The organism is Actinomycetota bacterium, from assembly GCA_036280995.1.
Taxonomy (GTDB): domain Bacteria; phylum Actinomycetota; class CALGFH01; order CALGFH01; family CALGFH01; genus CALGFH01.
Window position 1 is genome coordinate 1 of sequence record DASUPQ010000057.1, and the last position, 19,548, is coordinate 19,548.

The window sequence follows — 19,548 nt, forward strand, 5'->3', positions numbered from 1 at the left end:
ATCTTGTTCGCCGCCATCATGATGCTCATGGCCGGCAGCGTCCAGGCGTTGCAGGGCCTCATCGCCATCTTCGAGAACGAGGTCTATGTCGCCACCCGCAACTATGTGTTCGAGTTCGACGCCACCACCTGGGGCTGGATCCACCTGCTGATCGGGCTGCTGGTCGCCTTCGCCGGCTGGGGGTTGTTGTCGGGCAAGACCTGGGCTCGGGTCGTGGCCATCACCGTGGCCCTGGTCAGCGCCGTGGCCAACTTCTTGTTCATCCCCTACTACCCGTTCTGGGCGCTGACCGTCATCACCCTGGACATCTTTGTCATCTGGGCGGTCGCCGCCCACGGCCGCGAGCTCCGCGACGTCTGAACCGAGACCTGGAGATGGCCGGCAAGCGCCACGACGACGGCCGCATCTGCCTCTGCGACCGAGCCGACGGGACCTGCGCCGGCCTGACCGTCCGGCGCCTGAGCCAGGACCGAGTGCGCGACCTGGCCGAGGAGATCTGGGCGGGGTCGTCGGGAGACCTCCTGCCGGGCCGCCCGCTTACCGATCCCCGCGGCAGTCGCCCCGGCGCTTCCGCCCGGGCCGCCTTCCAGCGCCGCCGCGACCAGGAACGCGAGTGCTGGCGACCCGGCTGGTTGGTCCTGGTCTGGGCGATGGTCGGCGCCGCCAGCGGCGCCGTGCTGCTCATCGGCCCGACCGTTGGCGACTGGCTGGCCTTGCCGATGGCTCTGCTGGCGGCGGGGCTGACCTGGTGGCGGCTGCGCTTTCGGCCCTCGGCCAGTGCCCGCGTCTGGCGCCGCCAGGCCGCCAACCAGCGCCGCACCGCCGGCGTGCTGGAACCGCTGGAGCAGGAGGGGTACCTGGTGCTGCACGACATCACCCTGCCGGGCTGGCCGGCCAGCCTCGACCATCTGGTGGTCGGTCCCACCGGCGTCTGGGTGGTCGAGTCCTGGCAGCGCCGGCGGCTGTTACCGGGTGGCAGCGCCCCGCCCGCGACCGTCCGCGGCCTCCGCTGCCAGGCCGACGCCGTCGCCGAGGTGCTGGACGGCGGCGCCGAGATTCCCGTCCGCGGAGTCCTGTGCCTGCAGGGCGGATGGTCGGGGTCCCCACAGTCGCTCCAGGACATCCGCATCGCGGCTCCTCGGCAACTCGCCCACGTCGTCCGCCACGGATCCACAGTGGGCCCGGGCGAGGTCAAGCTAGCCACCGCTCGGCTGCTCGAGGTCCTCCGACCGGCGGCCTGAGCCCTGACCGACAAATCCCGACCACAGGAGTCGTCCTCGACGGATGCCGATGATGCACCTGATCGAGCCAGAGAATGCCGCCCGTGCTGATGGATCGTGGCCGACGGACCAACCAACCAACACCTAGCTCGCCGACGTCGTCCGCCAGGGATCGCGGCTGGAATACAGCCAGGTCGAGCGGGCCGCCGCCCGCGCCCTCCAAGGACTCCGCTCCAGCGGTCGCTGACCGCGAACCGAAAGGACCTGGCCATGCCCGCAGCAACCAGGAACAAGACCCGCCAGCTGTCCGACGCCCAGCTCGAGGAGATGCTGGCGTTGACCAAGAACGCCGACAGCGTCGAGCTCAAACTGACCGTCCCCGACTCCGAACGCCGAGCCACCGTCATGGGGCTGGGCATGGACCCCCTGGACGCCCAGATCCGCCAGGTCTTCTTCCTCGACACCCCCGACCTGGCCCTCAACAAGCAGGGCGTGGTCGTCCGGGCCCGCCGGGTCCAGGGCCGCGGCGACGACACCGTCATCAAGCTCCGCCCGATCGTCCCCGACCAGCTGCCCCCCAGCGTCCGCAACGCCAAGACCATGGTCGTCGAGGTCGACGCCATGCCCGGCGGCTATGTCTGCTCGGCCTCCTTCAAAGGCGCCCTCGGCCACGGCGATGCCGTCAGGCAGGTCGCGGCCGGGAACCGGGCCATCCGCAAGCTCTACTCCAAGCAGCAGCGGGCCTTCTTCCAGGCGCACGCGCCCGAGGGCCTCGAGCTGGACGACCTGACCGTCCTGGGGCCGATCAACGTCCTCAAGCTCAAGTTCACCCCTAAGGGCTTCAAGCGGCGGCTGGTGGCCGAGCTGTGGCTGTACCCGGACGGGGAGCGGATCCTGGAGCTGTCGACCAAGTGCGCCCCCACCGAAGGCTTCCAGGTGGCCGCCGAGACGAGGGCGCTCCTGGCCAAGCGGGGCGTCGACCTGTACGGCGAGCAGCAGACCAAGACCAAGACCGCCCTCGAGTACTTTTCCCGCACCCTCCAGGAAAGGCGGTCGTAGCGGGCCCAGCTAGTGACCCATCAGGCAACCTTTGCCCGGTTGACGATTTGGCGAAATCAGCGGTCCTGGGCCTTGCGGTTCCACCAGGCGATGTAGCGGCGGATCATGCTGGCCAGGGGTGGTGGCTGGCGTGGTCGGTGCCATCCAGGGTGAAGGACCGCAGCGCCGGGAACTGGGCCTCGATCCGGTTCAGCCAGCTCGCATTGGTCGGGGTATAGGCCAGTTCGATGTTGTTGGCTGCCGCCCCAGTCGCCCACCCGGGGTCGTCCTTGGTGGACAGGTGGGGGCTGAAGCTGTCCAGCACCAGGCCGATGCGGACCTCGGGCGGATACAGGGTCCGCAGGTAGCGCAGAACGCCAGGAACTCCCCCGCGCCGGTTACGCGGCTTGATGTGGCCATAGAGCCGGTCGCGGCTCAGGTCGTAGGCGGCCAACAGGTGGCGCACGCCATGTGGCCGGGTGTAGGTGACCCGGCGCCGACGCCGGGGCTGGACGCCTCCGCCACCTCGGGTCGCCCAGTGGCGGCAGGTATGGGCTGGAGGTTGAGCGGCCCGAACTCGTCGACGCAGATGACCACCTCGGGGTCGCCGGGCGCGACGTCGTGGGTGCCATCCATGAGCCCGTACAGGTGCAGGATGCGGTTCTTCTTGGCTTCGAAGTCGGGGTCGGTGGACTGCTTCCAGGTCTTCAGGCGTTGAGAGGACACGCCCTCCTCGCGGAGCAGGACCCGCAGACCCTCATGCTGATGTCGTCGACCGCCCCCTCGGCGACCAGGAAGTCGGCCAGCTTGACCAGGCTCCAGGTTGAAAACGGCAGATCATGGTCGACCGGCCGGGACAATGCGCGCTGCTTGACCTCACGCCGCTGGGCCAGCGCGAAGACGGGTGTGCGCCCACCGGCATACCGCGGGTACAGCGAGTCGAACCCGTCGAGGTTGAAGTTGTGGAGCTCCTCCCGGGCCCGATCCTCAGAGGTGAAGGTGACCCGGGCAATCTCGGGCACATCCATGGCCTGGGCGGACAGCGGACAGCAGCACCAACTGCGCTCGCCGTTAGGTGACCACCGACCCGCTCGAGCGGCGCACGATGCGCAGCAGCCGGTTGCCCTCGTCGTTGGTGATATCGCGCACCCGACCCGCAAGGCCAGCCTGCCGCCCTCGACGACCCGCTGTCGCCGAGGCGTCTTCCACCAGGAGCCGCTGAGGGCACGACCAGCAATCTCAAACAGACAAGGCCAACGTTGCCGGCCGAGGAACCGACGAGCAGGCCTGGGATGTGTTGGAGGACATCCCCAACGACTCGGCCGCCGCGCTCCTCCTGCTCGAGCATCACTGGGCGGTGCCACTGCGCGACGCGATCGCCCGGGCGGGGGGCTTCCGGCTCAGCGACGGGTTCATCAGCCCGCTGGACCTGGTCGAGCTCGGCCTGGTGGAGGCCGAGGAGGCCAAGAACCTGCACGCCACGGCTCCTGCCCTCTCGGCGCGGTCTTGGAACTATCCAATCGGGATGATGACGATGCACGTTGGCTGGGTGAGGGTGACACTATGGACGTACAAACGGATCTGACCGCTGACGAGCGCGGGGGGGCCGGCTCTGGTCCGGTGCCGCGGCACCGTTGGCGGACGATCGTGGCCGTCCTGCTGATCGTGATCGGCTGTGTACTGGCGCCGCTGGCCGGGGTGGCGGTCTGGGCCCGCAACCAGGTCACCAACACCGACCGCTATGTCCGCACGGTCGCCCCGCTAGCCGCTGACCCGGCCATCCAGACCGCCATCGCCGACCAGATCACCGCCCAGATCTTCACCTACCTGGATGTCCAGGGCCTCACCAACCAGGCGGTCGACGCTCTGGCCGCCCGTGGGCTTCGCCCCCAGGTGGCCGACCAGCTCCGCGGGTTGGCCGGGCCGCTGGCCAACGGCATCCAGGGCTTTGTCCGCACCGAGGTCGGCAAGATCGTCCAGAGCCAGGCCTTCACTGATGCCTGGGTCCAGGCCAACCGGGTCGCCCACCAGGCGCTGGTCAAGGCCCTGACCGGCCAAGGCGGCGGGGCGATCACCGTCGAGGGCGACACTGTCAACCTCAACCTGGCCCCGTTCATCGAGACCGTCAAGCAGCGGCTGGTCGAGGGCGGGTTCCGCCTAGCCGCCCGGATCCCGGAGGTCAATGCCTCCTTCGTGCTGTTCCAGTCGGCCGACATCACCCGGGCCCGCGGCGCCTTCAACCTGCTCAACACCCTGGGGATCTGGCTGCCGATCATCGCCATCGTGCTGCTCGGGGTCGGGGTCGCGGTGGCCAAGGATCACCGGCGGGCCCTGGTCGGGGCGGCCGTCGGGGTCGCGGTGGCCATGGTGGGACTGGGCCTGTCGTTGGCGGTGTTCCGGACCATCTACCTAGACGCCGTCCCGGCCCAGGTGCTGCCCCATGACGCCGCCGCGGTGCTGTACGACACCATCGTGGCCTACCTGCGCCTCGGGCTGCGCACGGTCCTGGTCCTGGCCCTGGTCATCGCCGCCGGGGCATTTCTGACCGGCCAGTCCCCCACGGCCGTGCGGACCCGCCAGGGGCTCGCCCACGGGTTCGGCTGGTTGCGCGGCGGCGCCGAACACGCCGGCTGGCGGACCGGCCCGGTGGGGACCTGGGTCTATGCCAACAAGCAGGTCCTGCGCATCGCCGCGGTCACCCTGGCCGCGCTGGCCCTGGTCTTCTGGGGCCAGCCCACCGGCAAGACCATCCTGGGGTTGGCCGGGCTGCTGCTGGTCGCCCTCGCCATCATCGAGTTCCTCAGCCAGCCACCCCAACCCACCGTCGCCTCCACAACCCAGACCTGAACCCGGCTCCGGCGCCTCGACAGCCAGCACGTCAGGGGGTTGACGCGCTGGCTGAACGGGTGACGCACTGGGCTGAGCCAGCGCGCCTATGCGTCCGTCGAGCAAGCAAGGCGTACGGGCCCAGATCTCGTCTCCGGGCGATGAACTTGGCCCACAAGCAGACACCAACGGCAAACGAAATGACGTGATGGAAATGTGGAATGGCGGCGCAGCCGCATCAATCGCGCCGCCACGATCTACCTCCGGCTGGGCCGAGCTCGGACGCCGGAGCAGGAATGCCGTGAGGAATGTGGGGGGCCCGGCTCAGCCGGGAGGAGGGCGGCACACCATGGACGCACCCTCCTACCCGCTCTATGTCGGCGACGTCGCCACCTTCAACGAGTCCCACCGCGGCAGGCACCAGATGGCTGGCCAAGCGGCTGGCCGGCAGCAGCAGCTGGAGGAGGTAACCATGGACGCGCGACCTGACGCCAGGGGCAACACGGTGGCTGGCACCACCGCAGCCGGGCCGGACAGCCGACCAGGGCCGGACATGGTCTGGATCCCCGGCGGCACCTTCCGCATGGGCTCCGACGACCACTACCCGGAGGAGGCACCCTCCCACCGGGTCAGCGTTGACGGCTTCTGGATCGACCGGCACACCGTGACCAACCAGCAGTTCGGCCGCTTCATTCACAAGACCGGCTATGTCACCGTTGCTGAGCGGCCGCCAAACCCGGCCGACTACCCCGGCGCCAAGCCGGAGCTGCTGGTGCCCGCGTCCACGGTGTTCCGTCAGCCGCCCCACCGCGTCGACCTGGGCAACCACTACAACTGGTGGACCTATGTGCCAGGCGCCAACTGGCGCCACCCGCAAGGCCCAGGGAGCTCGGTGAAGAAGAAGCCCGACCATCCGGTGGTCCACGTCGCCTGGGAAGACGTCGATGCCTACGCCCGCTGGGCGGGCAAGCAGCTGGCGACCGAGGCCGAGTGGGAGTTCGCCGCCCGCGGCGGCCTGGACGGCGCCACCTACGCCTGGGGTGAGGACCTCACCCCAGAGGGACGCTGGATGGCCAACACCTGGCAGGGCGAATTCCCGACCGAGAACCTGGAACTGGACGGGTACACGGGCACCGCGCCGGTGGGTCGCTACCCAGCCAACGGCTACGGGCTGTACGACATGATCGGCAACGTCTGGGAGTGGACCGGCGACTGGTACCAGGCCCACGGCGAGACCTCCCATGCCTGCTGCACGCCGGCCAACGCGCGCGGCGGTGACCCGGAACAGAGCCGAGATCCCCGCGATGCTGCCGCGATCCCCCGCAAGGTGATGAAGGGCGGGTCGCACCTGTGCGCGCCCAACTACTGTCGCCGCTACCGCCCCGCCGCCCGCATGCCCCAGGCGGTCGACACATCAACCTCCCACCTCGGGTTCCGCTGCATCGTCCGCGCCTAACAGCACAGGTGGCTGAATGTCGACCCAGGCAGACCCGCCCGAACGGACCGCGCAGGGCACCTCAGGGCCAGCGACGCGACCGCCGGCGATGGCGCGGTACTGGTGGCTGACGACGCTGCGGGGGCTGGTCGCGCTGCTCCTCGCCCTGGCTATCGCGGTGGCCGGCCGCAGCACCGCTCGGCTGGTGAGCTTTCTCGCCCTGTTCTGGATGACCAGTGGGCTCATCACGCTGCGGTTCGCCCTCGCGATCCGTCCACGTCCTGGGTTCCGGCTTGGGTTGGCGGCGGCCACCGCCGCGGTTGTCGGGGCCGGGCTGGTCCTGCTTCGGGATCGACTATCGGGGCTGGTCGACCCGGAGATGTTCGTCGGGCTGCTCGGCATCGCCGCCGTCCTGACCGGCCTGCTGCGGATCCTGGGCGGGTTCGCCGCCGAGGAGCGGTTGGGACGCCGCTGGACCCTCGGCGGGGTCGTCCTCGGCACATTGGAGCTCGGGCTTGGCGCCCTGTTGCTGCTGACGGGCGGGGTCGACCCCGACTTGCTGGCGCCGTTGGTGGCCGCCTGGGGTGTGGTCAGCGGCATCCTGCTGCTGACCCAGGGGCTGCAGCTACGGCGCGTGGCCCGCAGTTGGCGGGGATCTGAGGACACCCCCTACCAGCGATCCGACCGGGAATGATCGTCAAGAAGGACAGCCTCGGAACCATCCCTAAGCTCGGCACTAACCTGTGAGATACAGCAACCCCTCAGCGGAATGCGGGAATGGCGGCGCAACCGCAGGTTGGTTTTCTGGAATGGGCGCCCGGCCCGTAGGGCCCGGCTGGTCGTCCGTCTTCCACCCTTTGCTCGTCGTGGGCCGACGAAGGAGGCTCATCGACGGGCTCTGAATCGGCCAGATGGACTCCTGCGTAGCGTAGCTGGGCGGGCCTCCCTCAGGCCCGCACGTCGCCCCGGTGATCCTGAACAGCGGTACCCCGGCTGTTCGAGCACCTCGGCGGTCCGATCCACCTGGAACGGGCCGAGGTGCTCGAGTCCCGCCACGCCACTCACCTGCGGCACCGGATCCTGAAGTAGCGCGTCCTCGAGCCCGGTACGCCGTCAGCGATAGGCCGGCGGGTACTGGGCCGTGCTGTCCTTGCAGGTCACGTCTAGTGTGTCGTTCAGCCAGTACGCTCCTGACGGGGCCGAGTAGCGCCAGGTGGAATGACAAGCAGAATGACATGTCCTCCTTGGGCGTTCGCCGTTGTTAGTCGCGGATCGGTTTGACCACAGGTGGCGATGTGGTCTGGACCCCGCAGGCTAGGAGCCATCTGTGATGGCGGCGTTCGGATCCGGTGCCTGGCGCTGGCGACCTCGTTGAACGGCACCGGTGAGCACTCGGATCCCGAGGCCGAGGACGAGCAGGTCCAGGATCATCTGGGCCGAGACAAGGAGTCGCGCGGACTGACTGGTGGCTGAGATGTCCCCAAAACCGACCGTGGCGAAGATCGTGATCGTGAAGTACAGGGCGTCGGTACGGGTCAGCGTAGGGGTGCTGAAGTTGGCCGGGTCGGCTTGCGCCATGAGGAGGTAGCTGGCCGCGAACAGGAGCAGGAACAGCGGCGCAGTGATGGCGAGCGCTCCGATCGCACGCACCCCTGGGTGAGCGGCCCGGGTGATTGCGCGTAGCTGCCAGACGCTGACGCCGAGCAAGGCCAGCAGCGCGATGGCGAGGGATACTTCCAGCGGCACGCTGTCGATGCGATCGAGCGGCAAAAGGAAGTACAGGGCGACCAGCACCACGGTCCCGGTCAGGGCGCGGAGCAGACCTCGGGTAATGAGCCGGCGTCGCTCGGCCGGCGCCAACACTGGGACAGCAGCAGCGGTCATGTGGTTGCTTTCTCCTGGCTGCGGACCACCGCCGGTGCCAGCACCCACAGGAGCATGCGACCGGTCAGTGGTGTGGAGAGGTCAGGCACTGGCCACGGTCTTCTAGCCGCAGTCCTGGTCGATCTGCTGCTGCAGCGCCGTCCAGGCGGTGTCGATCCGCCCCAGGTCGCTGACGATTGTCGGCAGGTCCTGGAGCAGGCTGTCGCCGTTGATCCCGGCGATGGTCGTCTTGAGGGCTTCCACGGCACCGTCCAGCTCGGTGATCTGGCTGCCCCACTGGCTGTTGGCGCTGGTCTTGAGCGCCGCCAGGTTGGTCCTGGCCTCGTCCAGGGCGGCCTGGATCCCGGCCTTGCCGGCCGTGGGCGGGTCGAGCTGGTCGAGCTCGGCCATCGACGCCTTCAGCGCGGCCGCGTCGGCACAGGCCTGGGACGCCGCCGTGGTCCCGCTCGCCGCGGTGGTGGTGGTGGCTGGAGCGCTGTCGCTGGTGTCGTCACCGGAGCCCCCGCAGGCGGCGGCGAGACAAACCATGGCGAAGAGCAGGAGCCTGACGGGAACGGGGGTACGCATGATGTCCTCCATGACCAAGCGCACGGCGACGCGGTGGGCCGTGCACTGCCGGCAGCAGGTCGCCGGGACAGCCGGCTGGACAGGTGGGGTTGGCGAACACGTTGGGGAACCCAGACTGGCGGCGGCCTCGTCGGGTCGGTGGTGCTGTGGAAGGCTTCCGCGACCCGCGAGGCTACTGCAATCAGCGACCTTCACTCGATTACAGGCACAACGTCTGGTCGCCCCCTTTGGCTGACAGCTGTCGTACTCCCGCCTGGGAGTTGGGTCCGGTCGACTTGGGTGCGGTCCGGGACGAGGTACGCGACGAGGAGCGCGGCCGGGAAGAAGACGAGGCTGAAGATGAAGTACCCGATGAAGCTGTGGCCCTTTCGGCTAGCGACACGGGCGGGCCAGAACGCGATTGCGATCCAGATGACGGACATGGCCGCATCCCCTTTGCGTTCGTACAGAACGCTCATAGCTGTTGCCGGACAGCAGCAGCGGCACCAACGACGGTGGCCGTGGCGACCGCCGCGGTCATCTCACTCCACAGTCACTCCTGTGGCATCACCCGGATGGGATCCCGTCCGGCCGAGGACGGCCGCCGCCCCAAAGGCGTATGCTCACAGGGCTGGTTCTTGTTGTTGCCGTCACAGGACCCAGCCGAAGCCCACATGACGACACCGTGGGGCTGTTGGGCCTGATCGGCACCCCAGGATGGGTTCGCCTGGCCTGTTGACCGGGTTCGCCAGTTCGGCGACCGGAACTAAAGGCACACCCATGCCGATCGACCCCTCCATGCTGGCCAAGAGCATCGCCACCCTGACCGACCTGGACCCCGAGCGGGACCTGGCCGCCACCCTGGACCAGGCGGTGGTCGCGGCCAAGCAGCTGTTCGCGGTTGACGCCGCCGGGATCATGCTCGCCGACGCCGACGGCAAGCTACGGTGGGCCAGCGCCTCCGACCTGCTCGCCCAGACCCTGGAAGACAACCAGGAGACATTCGCCGCTGGCCCCTGCCTGGAGGCGTTCACCACCGGCCGGCCGGCGGTCATGCGCGAGGCCACCCTGGAGCCGCGCTGGGGCGAGATCACCCTGGCGTTTGTCGAGCTGCAGATCCGGTCGGGCCTCAGTGTTCCGGTGGAGCTGGGCGGTGGCCCGATCGGGACCTTAGATGTGTACAACGCCGCCCCGGGTGGCTGGGACGAGACCGAGGTCAGCGCCCTGCAGACCTATGCCGGGCTGGTCGCCACCCTGCTCGGGGCCGCGGCCAAGGCCGAGATCAGCGGTCGCCTGGCCGACCAGCTCCAGGTCGCGCGTGACTACCGGATGCTGACCGAGCAGGCCAAGAGCGCGCTCATCGACCGGGAACGCCTGGATGACCAGGAGGCCTTCATCGACCTCCAGCGAGCGGTCAGGTCATTTAGGCGCGAGCTTCCCGACGTGGCCGCCGGCCTGCCGATGCCGCGTGGGCCAGCCGAACCGGCGGAGCGCGGGGCCCATCAGCTGGACCTGGGGGCCTTGGACGGCGAGGCCGCCGCCTTCCTGGAACAAAGGCCAGGCGCCGATGGGGTCGGGCACAAGTTGAGCCAGCTGCTGCTCGGCTTTCTGACGACCGAGGTGGGGCCCCTGGCCAACCGGCTGGCCGAGCTCGGCATGGACCCGACACCGCTGTTTGCCACCACGAGCGGCATCTTGCGGCTGTACGCCGACACCCTGGAGCACCCCAACCCTCGGCGGTGACAGTGCCGCGCAAGTCGTAGCCACCACGCGCTGGGCGCGGGCGCCGTCTCCTACCACTGGGCCGTTGGCGCGGCCCCCGCGGCGTGCGCGATTACCGACGACATCGTGGGCAGCCTTGTCGCGATCGCGCCCATCAGTGGGCTTGCCCGCGTGATCCACTGCCAGTACAGGCATGCGGACCAGCCGTTGGATGCCACATGTGGGCCTCCGAAGAGGTGTTCTTCAGGTCTAGCGTGAGTTTGGTCGGCGGGTTTGACGCCTCAACCGAGAACGTGGATGGCGTACGCGGTCGCAAAGCCCAGCGTCGTGACCACCCCGACCAGCTTGCCTCCGTGCTTGAACGCCTCGGGCATCATCGTGTCCGCGAGCATGGTGATGATCGCACCTGCAGCGAACGCGAGAACGAAGCCGACTGTTTCGGGTGAGGAGTCCTGGAAGAGTGCGTACCCGCTGAGGGAGGCGAGTCCGCAGACCACGGCGATCGCGATCCACATCCATAGGATCCGGGCTTTCTTCCAGCCGCTCGTCACGAGGCCGCTCGTGGAGGAGATCGACTCGGGCAGGTTGGAGATGAAGACCGCGGCTAGATACGAGGCGCCGACCTCGCCGCCCTCGAAGATGGTCAGGCCGATCACCATCGACTCCGGTATCCCGTCGAGCACGGTGCCGAGCACGATCGCCAGCGGGGAGCCGCCTTCTTGATCGCCGGTCGCGCCCTTGCGCGCACCCCCGCCGAGCCGGTCGATCAGCCAGTCGCCGCCGAAAAAGACGAGACAGCCGGCGAAGACTCCAACGGCGACGGAGCCGCTGCCGGATGCCTTGTCGGCAGCCTCTTCGATCAGGTCGAACGACGCCGCGCTGATCAGCACGCCGGCGCCGAAACCCATGATCAGCCCGATCACCCGCAGGCTGAGATGGAACCAGAGCGCCACCAGCGCGCCGATCACCAGCGAGGATGCTGCCAGGATCCCCCAGGCGAACGCGCCGTCCATTTCGGCACCTCCTTGAAGTTGACCTTCATTCGAGCCGCCCGGTGGACGGCCAGGACGGAGCCCGCGGACAGCCGGCTAGCTCACCAGCTCTTCGGACGGGGCCTGGGTCTCGCCGTCCGAAGAGCGCACCTCATAGGTCGTCAGTGCCGCTATCTGGGATCATGACGGCGCCTACTGGCGGGCCATCAGCACCTGGATCCTCGTCTCCGGGTCGATCAGGTGGGTGTGGTCGTCCTTGCCGACATTGAGCTCGACCCAGTTGATCTCGCCGGTGAACACACTGCCCTCCACGTCGCACTCGGGGGCGACGGCGGTCCCGGTCTCAGATCCGATGTCCAATCCCTCGTCGGCCGAGAAGACGAACGGCTGGGTCGCCCCGACACGGCCCTCACCGACCCGCTGGCCGTCGCAGTACACAGACACGGTGCCGCCCTTGGCGAAGCCGCCGCCGTCGTAAGCGAACTCGGCGCGCAGCTGGTGCTTGCCAGCCGGAACCGGCTGGAAGGCCTCGATGGTGAAGGCCTGGATGCCGAGCAGGTTGTAGGCGAACTTGGCCCGTCCGTCCCTGGTGTAGAAGCTCCAGCCGCCCATGGCGCCGCCCTGGGCGATGATCGTCCCGTTCAGCGGCCCATCAGGCGCGACGACCTCGGCGGTCACCGAGAACGACTTGTTCTTGATGCTGAGGACGCTGTTCTCCGACAGCCGCGTCATGCCCGGGTAGAACACCTGAGTGTCGCCCCGGATGAGCTGCGGCCGGCCGGCGATCTCGGCGTTCATGCGTTCGCCGGTGCGGTCGTCCAGCGGGATGACGTTGTACTTGGTCGCCTCGATCAGCCACAGCCGTTGCAGCTCGTGCAGCTTGTCCGGGTGCTCTTTGGACAGGTCGTGGGCCTGGCTGTAGTCGGTGTTGCCGTCATACAGCTCCCAGACGTCGTCATCGAACGCGGCCATCTTGACCGCCCCCATCACCCAGGGCGTGCGGTGCTTGGTGACCGCGCTCCAACCCTGGAAGTAGATGCCGCGGTTGCCGAACATCTCGAAGTACTGCAGGTCGTGGCGCTCAGGGGCGCTTGCGTTGTCGAAGCTGTAGCGCATCGACGTGCCCTCCAGCGGGCTCTGGGTGACCCCGTTGACCATCGTCGGCTCGGGAATGCCGGCCACTTCCAGCACCGTTGGGGCGACGTCGATGACGTGGCAGAACTGCGAGCGCAGCTCCCCTCTGGCCTCGATCCCCTTGGGCCAGTGCACGATCGTGCCGTTGCGGGTCCCGCCCCAGTGGGAGGCGACCTGCTTGGTCCACTGGAAGGGGGTGTCCATCGCCCACGCCCAGCCGACCGCGTAGTGGTTGAAGGACTCCAGCCCGCCGAACTTGTCCAGACGCTCGGCCATGAACGCCGGCGTCTCCAACGCTCCCATGGCGTTGAAGGGGATCATCTCGTTGAAGGTGCCCTGCAGTGTGCCCTCGGCGGAGGCGCCGTTGTCGCCGATGATCACATAGACGAGCGTGTCGTCCATGACCCCGAGCTGCTGGATCGCGTCCAGCAGCCGGCCCACGTGATGGTCGGTGTGGGACAGGAACCCGGCATAGATCTCCATCTGGCGCTCGAGGACCGGCTTCAGCTCCTCGGCCATGTCGTCCCAGGCCGGGAGCTCGGCGTGCCGCTCGGTCAGGTCGGCATCGGCCGGGATGACGCCGAGCTGCTTCTGCCGGGCGAAGGTGAGCTCGCGCTGGCGGTCCCAGCCGTGGGCGAACTGGCCCGCGTACCGGTCGGCCCATTCCTTGGGCACGTGGTGGGGGGCGTGGGTGGCCCCGGGGGCGAAGTACATGAAGAACGGCTTGTCGGGCATCAGCGCCTTCTGGGACCGCACCCAGCCGATCGCGTGGTCGGCCAGGTCCTCGGTCAGGTGGTAGCCCTCCTCGGGCGTCTTGGGCGGCTCCACCGGGCTGGTGCCCTCATACAGCGCCGGGTACCACTGGTTGTCCTCACCGCCGATGAAGCCGTAGAAGTACTCGAAGCCCGACCCGGTCGGCCACATCTCGAAGGGGCCCATCGGGCTGGACTGCCACACCGGGACCTCGTGGCACTTGCCGAACTGCGCCGTCGAGTAGCCGTTCAGCTGCAGCGTCTGGGCCAGCGGGGCCTTGGTGTTGGGCCGCAGCGAGCTGTTGCCCGGCGCCGAGGTCGCGACATCGCCGACGCTGCCCATCCCGACCGAATGGTGGTTGCGGCCGCCCAGCATGGCCGCCCGCGTCGGCGCGCACAGGGCCGTGGTGTGGAACCGGTTGTAGCGCAGCCCGCCGGCCGCCAGCCGCTCGAAGACCGGCGTCTGGCACGGCCCACCGAACACGCTGGAGGCGCCGAAGCCGACGTCGTCGAGCAGCACGACCAGGACGTTGGGGGCGCCCTTGGGTGGCCGTAGGGGCTCGATCGGCGGGTACCTGGTCGCGGGGTCCTTGGCGTCGTAGGTGATCAGGCCGACCTGTGGGCGGTCGGGGATCGGCAGGATCGCCCGCTGGATGTCGCCGTTGTCAGTCATAGAACCCTCTCCTCGTCCGGACACGCCCGAGATCCTCGGCCATTGCCCCGACCATCCCCTGTTCCCGGGCGCGGCGCATCATCCCATCAGAATAAATTCGCGACCCAGCGCCACCCTGCTTGGGACCAGGGATCCGGCAGCGCCGCTCCGCACCGACCTCGCAGGCAGGGACGAGGCACCCCAGGTCGGGGCAAGCCGCGAAGGGTCGCCGATGGGTGACGGCGCGGACCGCCGTGGCGTGGCACGGTTTCCTACTGGCATGGAGTTTCGGCCAACCCTTGAGGTCCGCGAGGTCGCGGGACGGGTCTGGCTGCAGCTCCACGGTCTGGCCTACGGGGAGGGGGCCACGCTGCAGGAGGCCGCCGACGACCTGGTCGCGCGTGTCCTGGTGCTGGTGATGGCGTTTCGGTCGAGTGGCATCGGTCCGGTTTCCGGCGAGGGTCCCCTGCCGGACCTGGCCATGCTCGACTTCCTCTACGAGCTCGGGGAGATCGCCGCCGCCAACGGCGACATCAGGGATCGGCTCTTCGGCTAGGCGACCAGGCTCCCTGCTGGTCGGACCGAAGGGTCGTCGTTGAACCGGCTGTCCCGGTTGGGTCGCTGGCCGGGGAGCACCACGGTGGCGTCATTCGGCGGCATGGTGCGTGGCAACCAGGTCAGGCTGAGATTGCCGCCGAAGGCTGCGCCGGCCGAAGGCCGGCCCACAGCGCATCCACGCCGATGAATCAATCGCGCGAAGCGCACTTTGTGGCGCAGCCGCACCACTCCCCGTGGGGACATGAGCCAATTTCCAGCCCCGAGCGTCAGATCCGCAATATCCTGGCTTGAGGCTCGGCCTCGACCACCGCGGAACGACCGAACGCCTCTACCGTTCGATCCGAATCTAGTAGTGCAGTCTCCCTCGGCGTGGTCTGCGGACGGATCTGGAACCGTTGCTATTGGCGGGCGAGCGCGATGCGGATCTCGGCCTCGTGGTCGACGACGTGTGCGCCGGAGACGTCGTAGACCACCCGGCGGAGGGTGCCGGTGAACGGGAACGGCGGGGTGTACTCGTCGGTCACCGGAGCGCCGGCATCCCGGCCTACCGAGACCCCGGCGGCCAGGCCCAGCGACAGCGGGATCGTCACCGGGAGTTCGCCTTGGCCGACAGGCTCGCCGTCGATGAACAGCTTGGCGATGCCAGGTGCGCCCCTGCCTTTGAGTGGTTCGGGCTTACCGGTGGGCTCGAACTCGAAGCTCAGGATGTGGTCGCCGATTGGGACCTTGGTGTCGGAGGCGACGTGGAAGTGCTGCTGGGCGACGTAGTTGTAGGTGTAGCGCAGCCTCCCGTCCTGCACGAAGAAGCTGAACCCGCCGTCGACCCCGCCCTGGGAGACCAGGACGCCCTCGGCGCCGCCGTCGGGGATCTGGACCCCGGCGTGGATGCTGTGGGGCCGATTCAGCAACCGCGGGGCCGCGTTCAGGGCGACCTCCTGGGTCCCCGGGTAGTAGGTGTAGCGGGTCCGGTCCGCCGCGATGACCGGGCGCTCCTCAGCAAAGCGCTGCTGGCCGCGGCCGTCGATTGGCAGGACCTGGTAGCGGCCGGCCTCCACATACCACTGGGCGATCAGCTCGAGCAGCCGGGGCCGGTCCTCGGCGGCCAGGTTGTGGTTCTCGGCGAAGTCGGTGGCGACGTGGTACAGCTCCCAGCCGGTGGCGTCCAGCTCAGTCAGAGCCTCGGCCGGCAGCGGCGTCCCAAACGGCTTGCCCTCGGCGAACGACAGCCCGGGCCAAGGGCAGACGGCCCGCCAGCCGTCGTGGTAGATCGAGCGGTGGCCGAGCATCTCGAAGTACTGGGTGACGTGCTTGGATGCAATGTTGGCCTGGTCGAAGGTGTGGGCGAAGCTGACCCCTTGGATCGGCGCCTGGGCGATGCCGCGGAGCTGGGTCGGTGCCTCCACCCCGAGGGCGTCCAGGATGGTCGGGACCATGTCGATGGCGTGGGCGTACTGGCTGCGGACCTCGCCCTTGGCCTGGATCCCGGCCGGCCAGTGGACGATGAACGGGTCGCTGATGCCGCCCCGGTAGGTCTCGCGCTTCCAGCGCCGGAACGGCGTGTTCCCGGCCCAGGTCCAGCCCCAGGGGTAGTGGTTGAAGTACTTGGGGCCGCCAAGGTCGTCGATGGCGGCCAGGTTCTGCTCCAGCGACTCGGGCACGAAGTTGAAGAACTGGTTCTCATTCACCGACCCGGTGGGGCCGCCCTCGGCACTGGCCCCGTTGTCGGACAGGACCATGATCAGGGTGTTGTCCAGCTCGCCGAGCTCGCGCAGGAACTCCAGCAGCCGGCCGATGTGGTGGTCGGTGTGCTCCAGGAACCCGGCGAACACCTCCATCATCCGGGCATACAGGCGACGCTCCTCAGCTGAGCAGTCGGCCCAGCGGGCGACGTCAGGGTCGTGGCGCGACAACGCGGCGTCGGCCGGGACGATCCCCAACTCCTTCTGCCGGGCGAAGACCTTGTCGCGGTAGGCCTCCCAGCCGTCGTCGAAGACCCCCTGATAGCGGTCGGCCCACTCGCGGGGGACGTGGTGGGGGGCGTGCATCGCCCCGGTGGCGAAGTAGCAGAAGAACGGCTTGTTGGGGGCGACCTGCTTGGCGTCGGCGATGAACGCCTTCGCCTTGTCGACCAGATCCTCGGTGAGGTGGTAGCCCTCCTCGGGGGTCCGCTCGGGCTCGACCCGGTGGTTGTCGGCCACCAGCTCCGGATAGTACTGGTGGGTGTCGCCGCCCAGGAACCCGTAGTAGCGGTCGAACCCCCGGCCCAGCGGCCAACGGTCATAGGGGCCGGCCGCCGAGACCTGGTCGGCCGGGGTGAGGTGCCACTTGCCGACCGCGTAGGTGTTGTAGCCCTGCTCATGCAGGATCTCGGACAGAAACCCGTTCTCGAAGGGGATGTAGCCGTCGTAGCCGGGGAACCCGGTCGAGGCCTCGGTGATCGCCGCCATGTGGTTGGAGTGGTGGTTGCGGCCGGTCAGGATGCACGAACGGCTGGGCGAGCACAGCGCCGTAGTGTGCATGTTGTTGTAGCGCAACCCACTCTCGGCCAGGCTGTCCAGATTCGGGGTGCGGATCGGGCTGCCGTAGCAGCCGAGCTGCCCGAAGCCGGTGTCGTCCAAGACGATGAACAACACATTCGGCGCCCCTTGGCGGGCCCGCAGCGGTTGCGGCCAGGCCGGGCTGGACTGGTCGAACGCCCGCCCGATCACCCCCGGGAACGCCGTCCCCGGCCGATACTCGTTCAGGGCCATCTCGACACCCTTCTGGCCATCGCCATCGCGTGGACTGCTTGCCCGAGAGTCGAGTCTGCCGCCCCCTGGGGCGAGGAGTCGTCACCCCAAAGGGATAATTTCGAGGAAGACAGCCGGCCGCTCGGTCTACTCCGGCCACCATGAAGCAGCAAGCGGTGCTCATACGGCACCAAGCTGCGTGGCGCCTAGGGCAGGCTGCGATTGCCGCCGAAGGCGGCGTGGGCTGAAGGCACGCCAAGATCGCAGATACGCCGATGACTCAATCGCCCGAAGCGCACCATACGGCGTGAGCCGCTTCACTCCCCCGAGGGGTTGGTCGGCCGCCGGTTTTCGGCCGACCAACCATAGGAGGGGTCATGAGCAGCGTGATCCTTCCCCGGCCGCCGAGTCGGTATGCCAATCGCGTGGATGGGTATCGGTGCAGGAACGAGGGCATGTCGAGGCCGATGGTCACGGTGACATCGGGTGGGACAGGCAGGCTGTGGAGCTTGCCAGCGAAGCAGCATGTGCCGAGGGCGCGTCCCTGTCCCACCATGACCGTAGCCGGCGGCTGGTCGTCACGGCCCCTCCAGATGCACATCCGACTGAGCGGGGAGGACGAGGAGTTCCGTCGCATCGTCTGCGGCCCTGGATGGGTTGAGGTTAGGCGGGGGGTGGAAGCGGATCCGGGCCTGGTCGGCCAGGTCGGCTTCCAGCGGCCGGCCCAGCGCGTCCCCACGCCGCGCCTGCATCCGGTCCTAGTGGGGCGGTAGGCCTTCACCCACCGCCCCTTGATCGCCTGCAACTACAAGCGGTCACGCAGCCAAGCGTGTCGTCCGGTCTCAACCTCGCACAGTGGTAGCAGTCGCCGGGGCCTGAGCTCGCAGACGGGTAGTGAGTGAAGGCAATCGTGCGACCGTCGGGCAACCAGGCGGTGATAGGCGTCGCGGCCGGTGGGCGCCCCCCTCAGGGAGCCCACGGGTTCCTGAGAATGCTCAGTCGTCGATCTCCTCCCAGACCAACTGCTCGTCGTGCTCCTCCCAGTCGGCGCCCGGCATCGCGATCGCCCAACTCGTCCATGTTCCGACCGGCCGAGCCGGGGCCGTCCTGACTCTGGCGCGGACGACCATGTCGGGCGTGAGTTCCACGGGCGAGCGCAGCGGGGCCGTCGTCATCCCCCAGTGCGTCGGTGGATCGCCGGGTCCCACAGAGAGCGAGATGCCGGGCGCGAGGTCGGCGCCGAACCAGAGTGCGAGTGCGTTGGCCGTTCGGTGGTCGCGGACCTGCAGCAGCGTCTCGGCTTCGTGAGGCGCCTGCGCCTGCTCGAGCGAGATCAGGTCCGCGTCCGTCGTCCATAACCGACCCGGCTCGGAGCGCCTGTCGCCCGCCGTAAGGTGACGGAAGGTGCCGGAATAGGAGACCTCGTTGACGGTCATTTCGACCAATCCCTCGAGCCTGAGGCCGTACGGGTTGTCCCGCAGGAATTCCACCGTCTCGCCGAGATAGCGGTCGTGCACCAGCGCGGCCCACGCCGTGACCGAGCGGGGGACCATGACTCCGCCCGGCTTGAGCCAGCGGTCACGGGCGGCGATGACCGGAACCAGCATCCCTTCGTCGATCCCGAACCCTCCGAGCCACTCCGAGACGATCAGGTCAACACGTTCGGGAAGCTCGACGTCCATGACGTCGCCGTGGATCACCTGGACGGTCTCCGCGACCCCGTTCGCGGCGGTCAGCTCCTGCGCCAGGACGGCGACCGTCGTCCGCTCCACCGCGTAGACGCGCGCAGCTCCTGCCCGCGCCGCGAACATGCTCAGGATGCCGCTTCCCGCCCCGACGTCGAGAACGATGTCGCCGGGGCGCACCACCGAGTCGATCGCACGCCGGAAGGCCTCGGTGCGAACGCGGTCGCAGATCATCGTCCGGTGCACCGCGATCTCCGCGTACATCGGATCCGGCGGGTTCCTGATTGGTGTCCGCATGGGTGTATTGCCGCCGGTCTCCTAGTGCTGCGTCGCTGAAGTAGTTTGACGGTGTGGTGGGACCATGCCGGATGCCTG

14 protein-coding genes and 2 pseudogenes are annotated in these 19,548 nt (G+C 68.6%); 9 read left to right on the plus strand and 7 right to left on the minus strand.

Annotation, left to right across the window (positions count from 1 at the left end; genetic code table 11):
* The 3 genes from VF468_01535 (at position 1) to VF468_01545 (ending at position 2,279) form a co-directional block, all read left to right on the plus strand.
* The gene (locus tag VF468_01535; GenBank protein HEX5877004.1) at positions 1-360 is read left to right on the plus strand and encodes a hypothetical protein; all 360 of its coding nucleotides are present in this window, start codon (positions 1-3) and stop codon (positions 358-360) included.
* A gap of 14 nt (positions 361-374) precedes the next feature.
* Positions 375-1,241, plus strand: coding sequence for a nuclease-related domain-containing protein (locus VF468_01540; GenBank protein HEX5877005.1), 867 nt, complete (start codon positions 375-377; stop codon positions 1,239-1,241).
* Positions 1,242-1,490: 249 nt separating this feature from the next.
* Positions 1,491-2,279 carry an adenylate cyclase gene (locus VF468_01545; protein ID HEX5877006.1) on the plus strand — a complete coding sequence of 263 codons (789 nt, stop codon included), beginning with the start codon at positions 1,491-1,493 and terminating at the stop codon, positions 2,277-2,279.
* Positions 2,280-2,335: 56 nt separating this feature from the next.
* Here VF468_01545 and VF468_01550 read toward each other — a convergent pair.
* Positions 2,336-3,314: pseudogene (locus VF468_01550) on the minus strand (IS630 family transposase).
* Between the two features lie 220 nt (positions 3,315-3,534).
* Between VF468_01550 and VF468_01555 the strand changes: the two are divergent.
* From VF468_01555 to VF468_01570, 4 genes and pseudogenes are all read left to right on the plus strand, one after another.
* Positions 3,535-3,735, plus strand: a pseudogene (locus tag VF468_01555) (hypothetical protein).
* 143 nt (positions 3,736-3,878) lie between these two features.
* Positions 3,879-5,105: a hypothetical protein gene (locus VF468_01560; GenBank protein HEX5877007.1), complete on the plus strand. Its 1,227-nt coding sequence runs from the start codon at positions 3,879-3,881 to the stop codon at positions 5,103-5,105.
* 532 nt (positions 5,106-5,637) lie between these two features.
* Positions 5,638-6,540, plus strand: coding sequence for a formylglycine-generating enzyme family protein (locus VF468_01565; protein HEX5877008.1), 903 nt, complete (start codon positions 5,638-5,640; stop codon positions 6,538-6,540).
* A gap of 88 nt (positions 6,541-6,628) precedes the next feature.
* Positions 6,629-7,213, plus strand: a complete 585-nt coding sequence (locus tag VF468_01570) for a hypothetical protein (GenBank protein ID HEX5877009.1) — start codon at positions 6,629-6,631, stop codon at positions 7,211-7,213.
* Positions 7,214-7,833: 620 nt separating this feature from the next.
* On the opposite strand, the gene VF468_01575 is transcribed toward VF468_01570, so the two are convergent.
* Positions 7,834-8,403, minus strand: a complete 570-nt coding sequence (locus tag VF468_01575) for a potassium channel family protein (protein HEX5877010.1) — start codon at positions 8,401-8,403, stop codon at positions 7,834-7,836.
* 102 nt (positions 8,404-8,505) lie between these two features.
* Complete coding sequence (locus VF468_01580) at positions 8,506-8,970, minus strand: hypothetical protein (protein ID HEX5877011.1); 465 nt, start codon at positions 8,968-8,970, stop codon at positions 8,506-8,508.
* Between the two features lie 759 nt (positions 8,971-9,729).
* Here VF468_01580 and VF468_01585 point away from each other — a divergent pair.
* Entirely contained in the window at positions 9,730-10,692 is a 963-nt protein-coding gene (locus VF468_01585) for a GAF and ANTAR domain-containing protein (GenBank protein HEX5877012.1), read from the plus strand.
* A gap of 260 nt (positions 10,693-10,952) precedes the next feature.
* Here the strand turns inward: VF468_01585 and VF468_01590 are convergent, their stop codons facing one another.
* Positions 10,953-11,684, minus strand: a complete 732-nt coding sequence (locus VF468_01590; GenBank protein HEX5877013.1) for a ZIP family zinc transporter — start codon at positions 11,682-11,684, stop codon at positions 10,953-10,955.
* A gap of 171 nt (positions 11,685-11,855) precedes the next feature.
* A complete protein-coding gene (locus VF468_01595) occupies positions 11,856-14,222 on the minus strand; it encodes an arylsulfatase (protein ID HEX5877014.1) in 2,367 nt (788 codons plus the stop codon).
* Between the two features lie 259 nt (positions 14,223-14,481).
* Here VF468_01595 and VF468_01600 point away from each other — a divergent pair, with 259 nt between their 5' ends.
* On the plus strand, positions 14,482-14,757 hold the full coding sequence (locus tag VF468_01600; GenBank protein ID HEX5877015.1) for a hypothetical protein: 276 nt from the start codon (positions 14,482-14,484) through the stop codon (positions 14,755-14,757).
* Between the two features lie 400 nt (positions 14,758-15,157).
* Here the strand turns inward: VF468_01600 and VF468_01605 are convergent, their stop codons facing one another.
* Positions 15,158-17,509: an arylsulfatase gene (locus tag VF468_01605; protein ID HEX5877016.1), complete on the minus strand. Its 2,352-nt coding sequence runs from the start codon at positions 17,507-17,509 to the stop codon at positions 15,158-15,160.
* 974 nt (positions 17,510-18,483) lie between these two features.
* Complete coding sequence (locus VF468_01610) at positions 18,484-19,437, minus strand: 50S ribosomal protein L11 methyltransferase (protein ID HEX5877017.1); 954 nt, start codon at positions 19,435-19,437, stop codon at positions 18,484-18,486.
* Positions 19,438-19,548 lie beyond the last annotated feature (111 nt).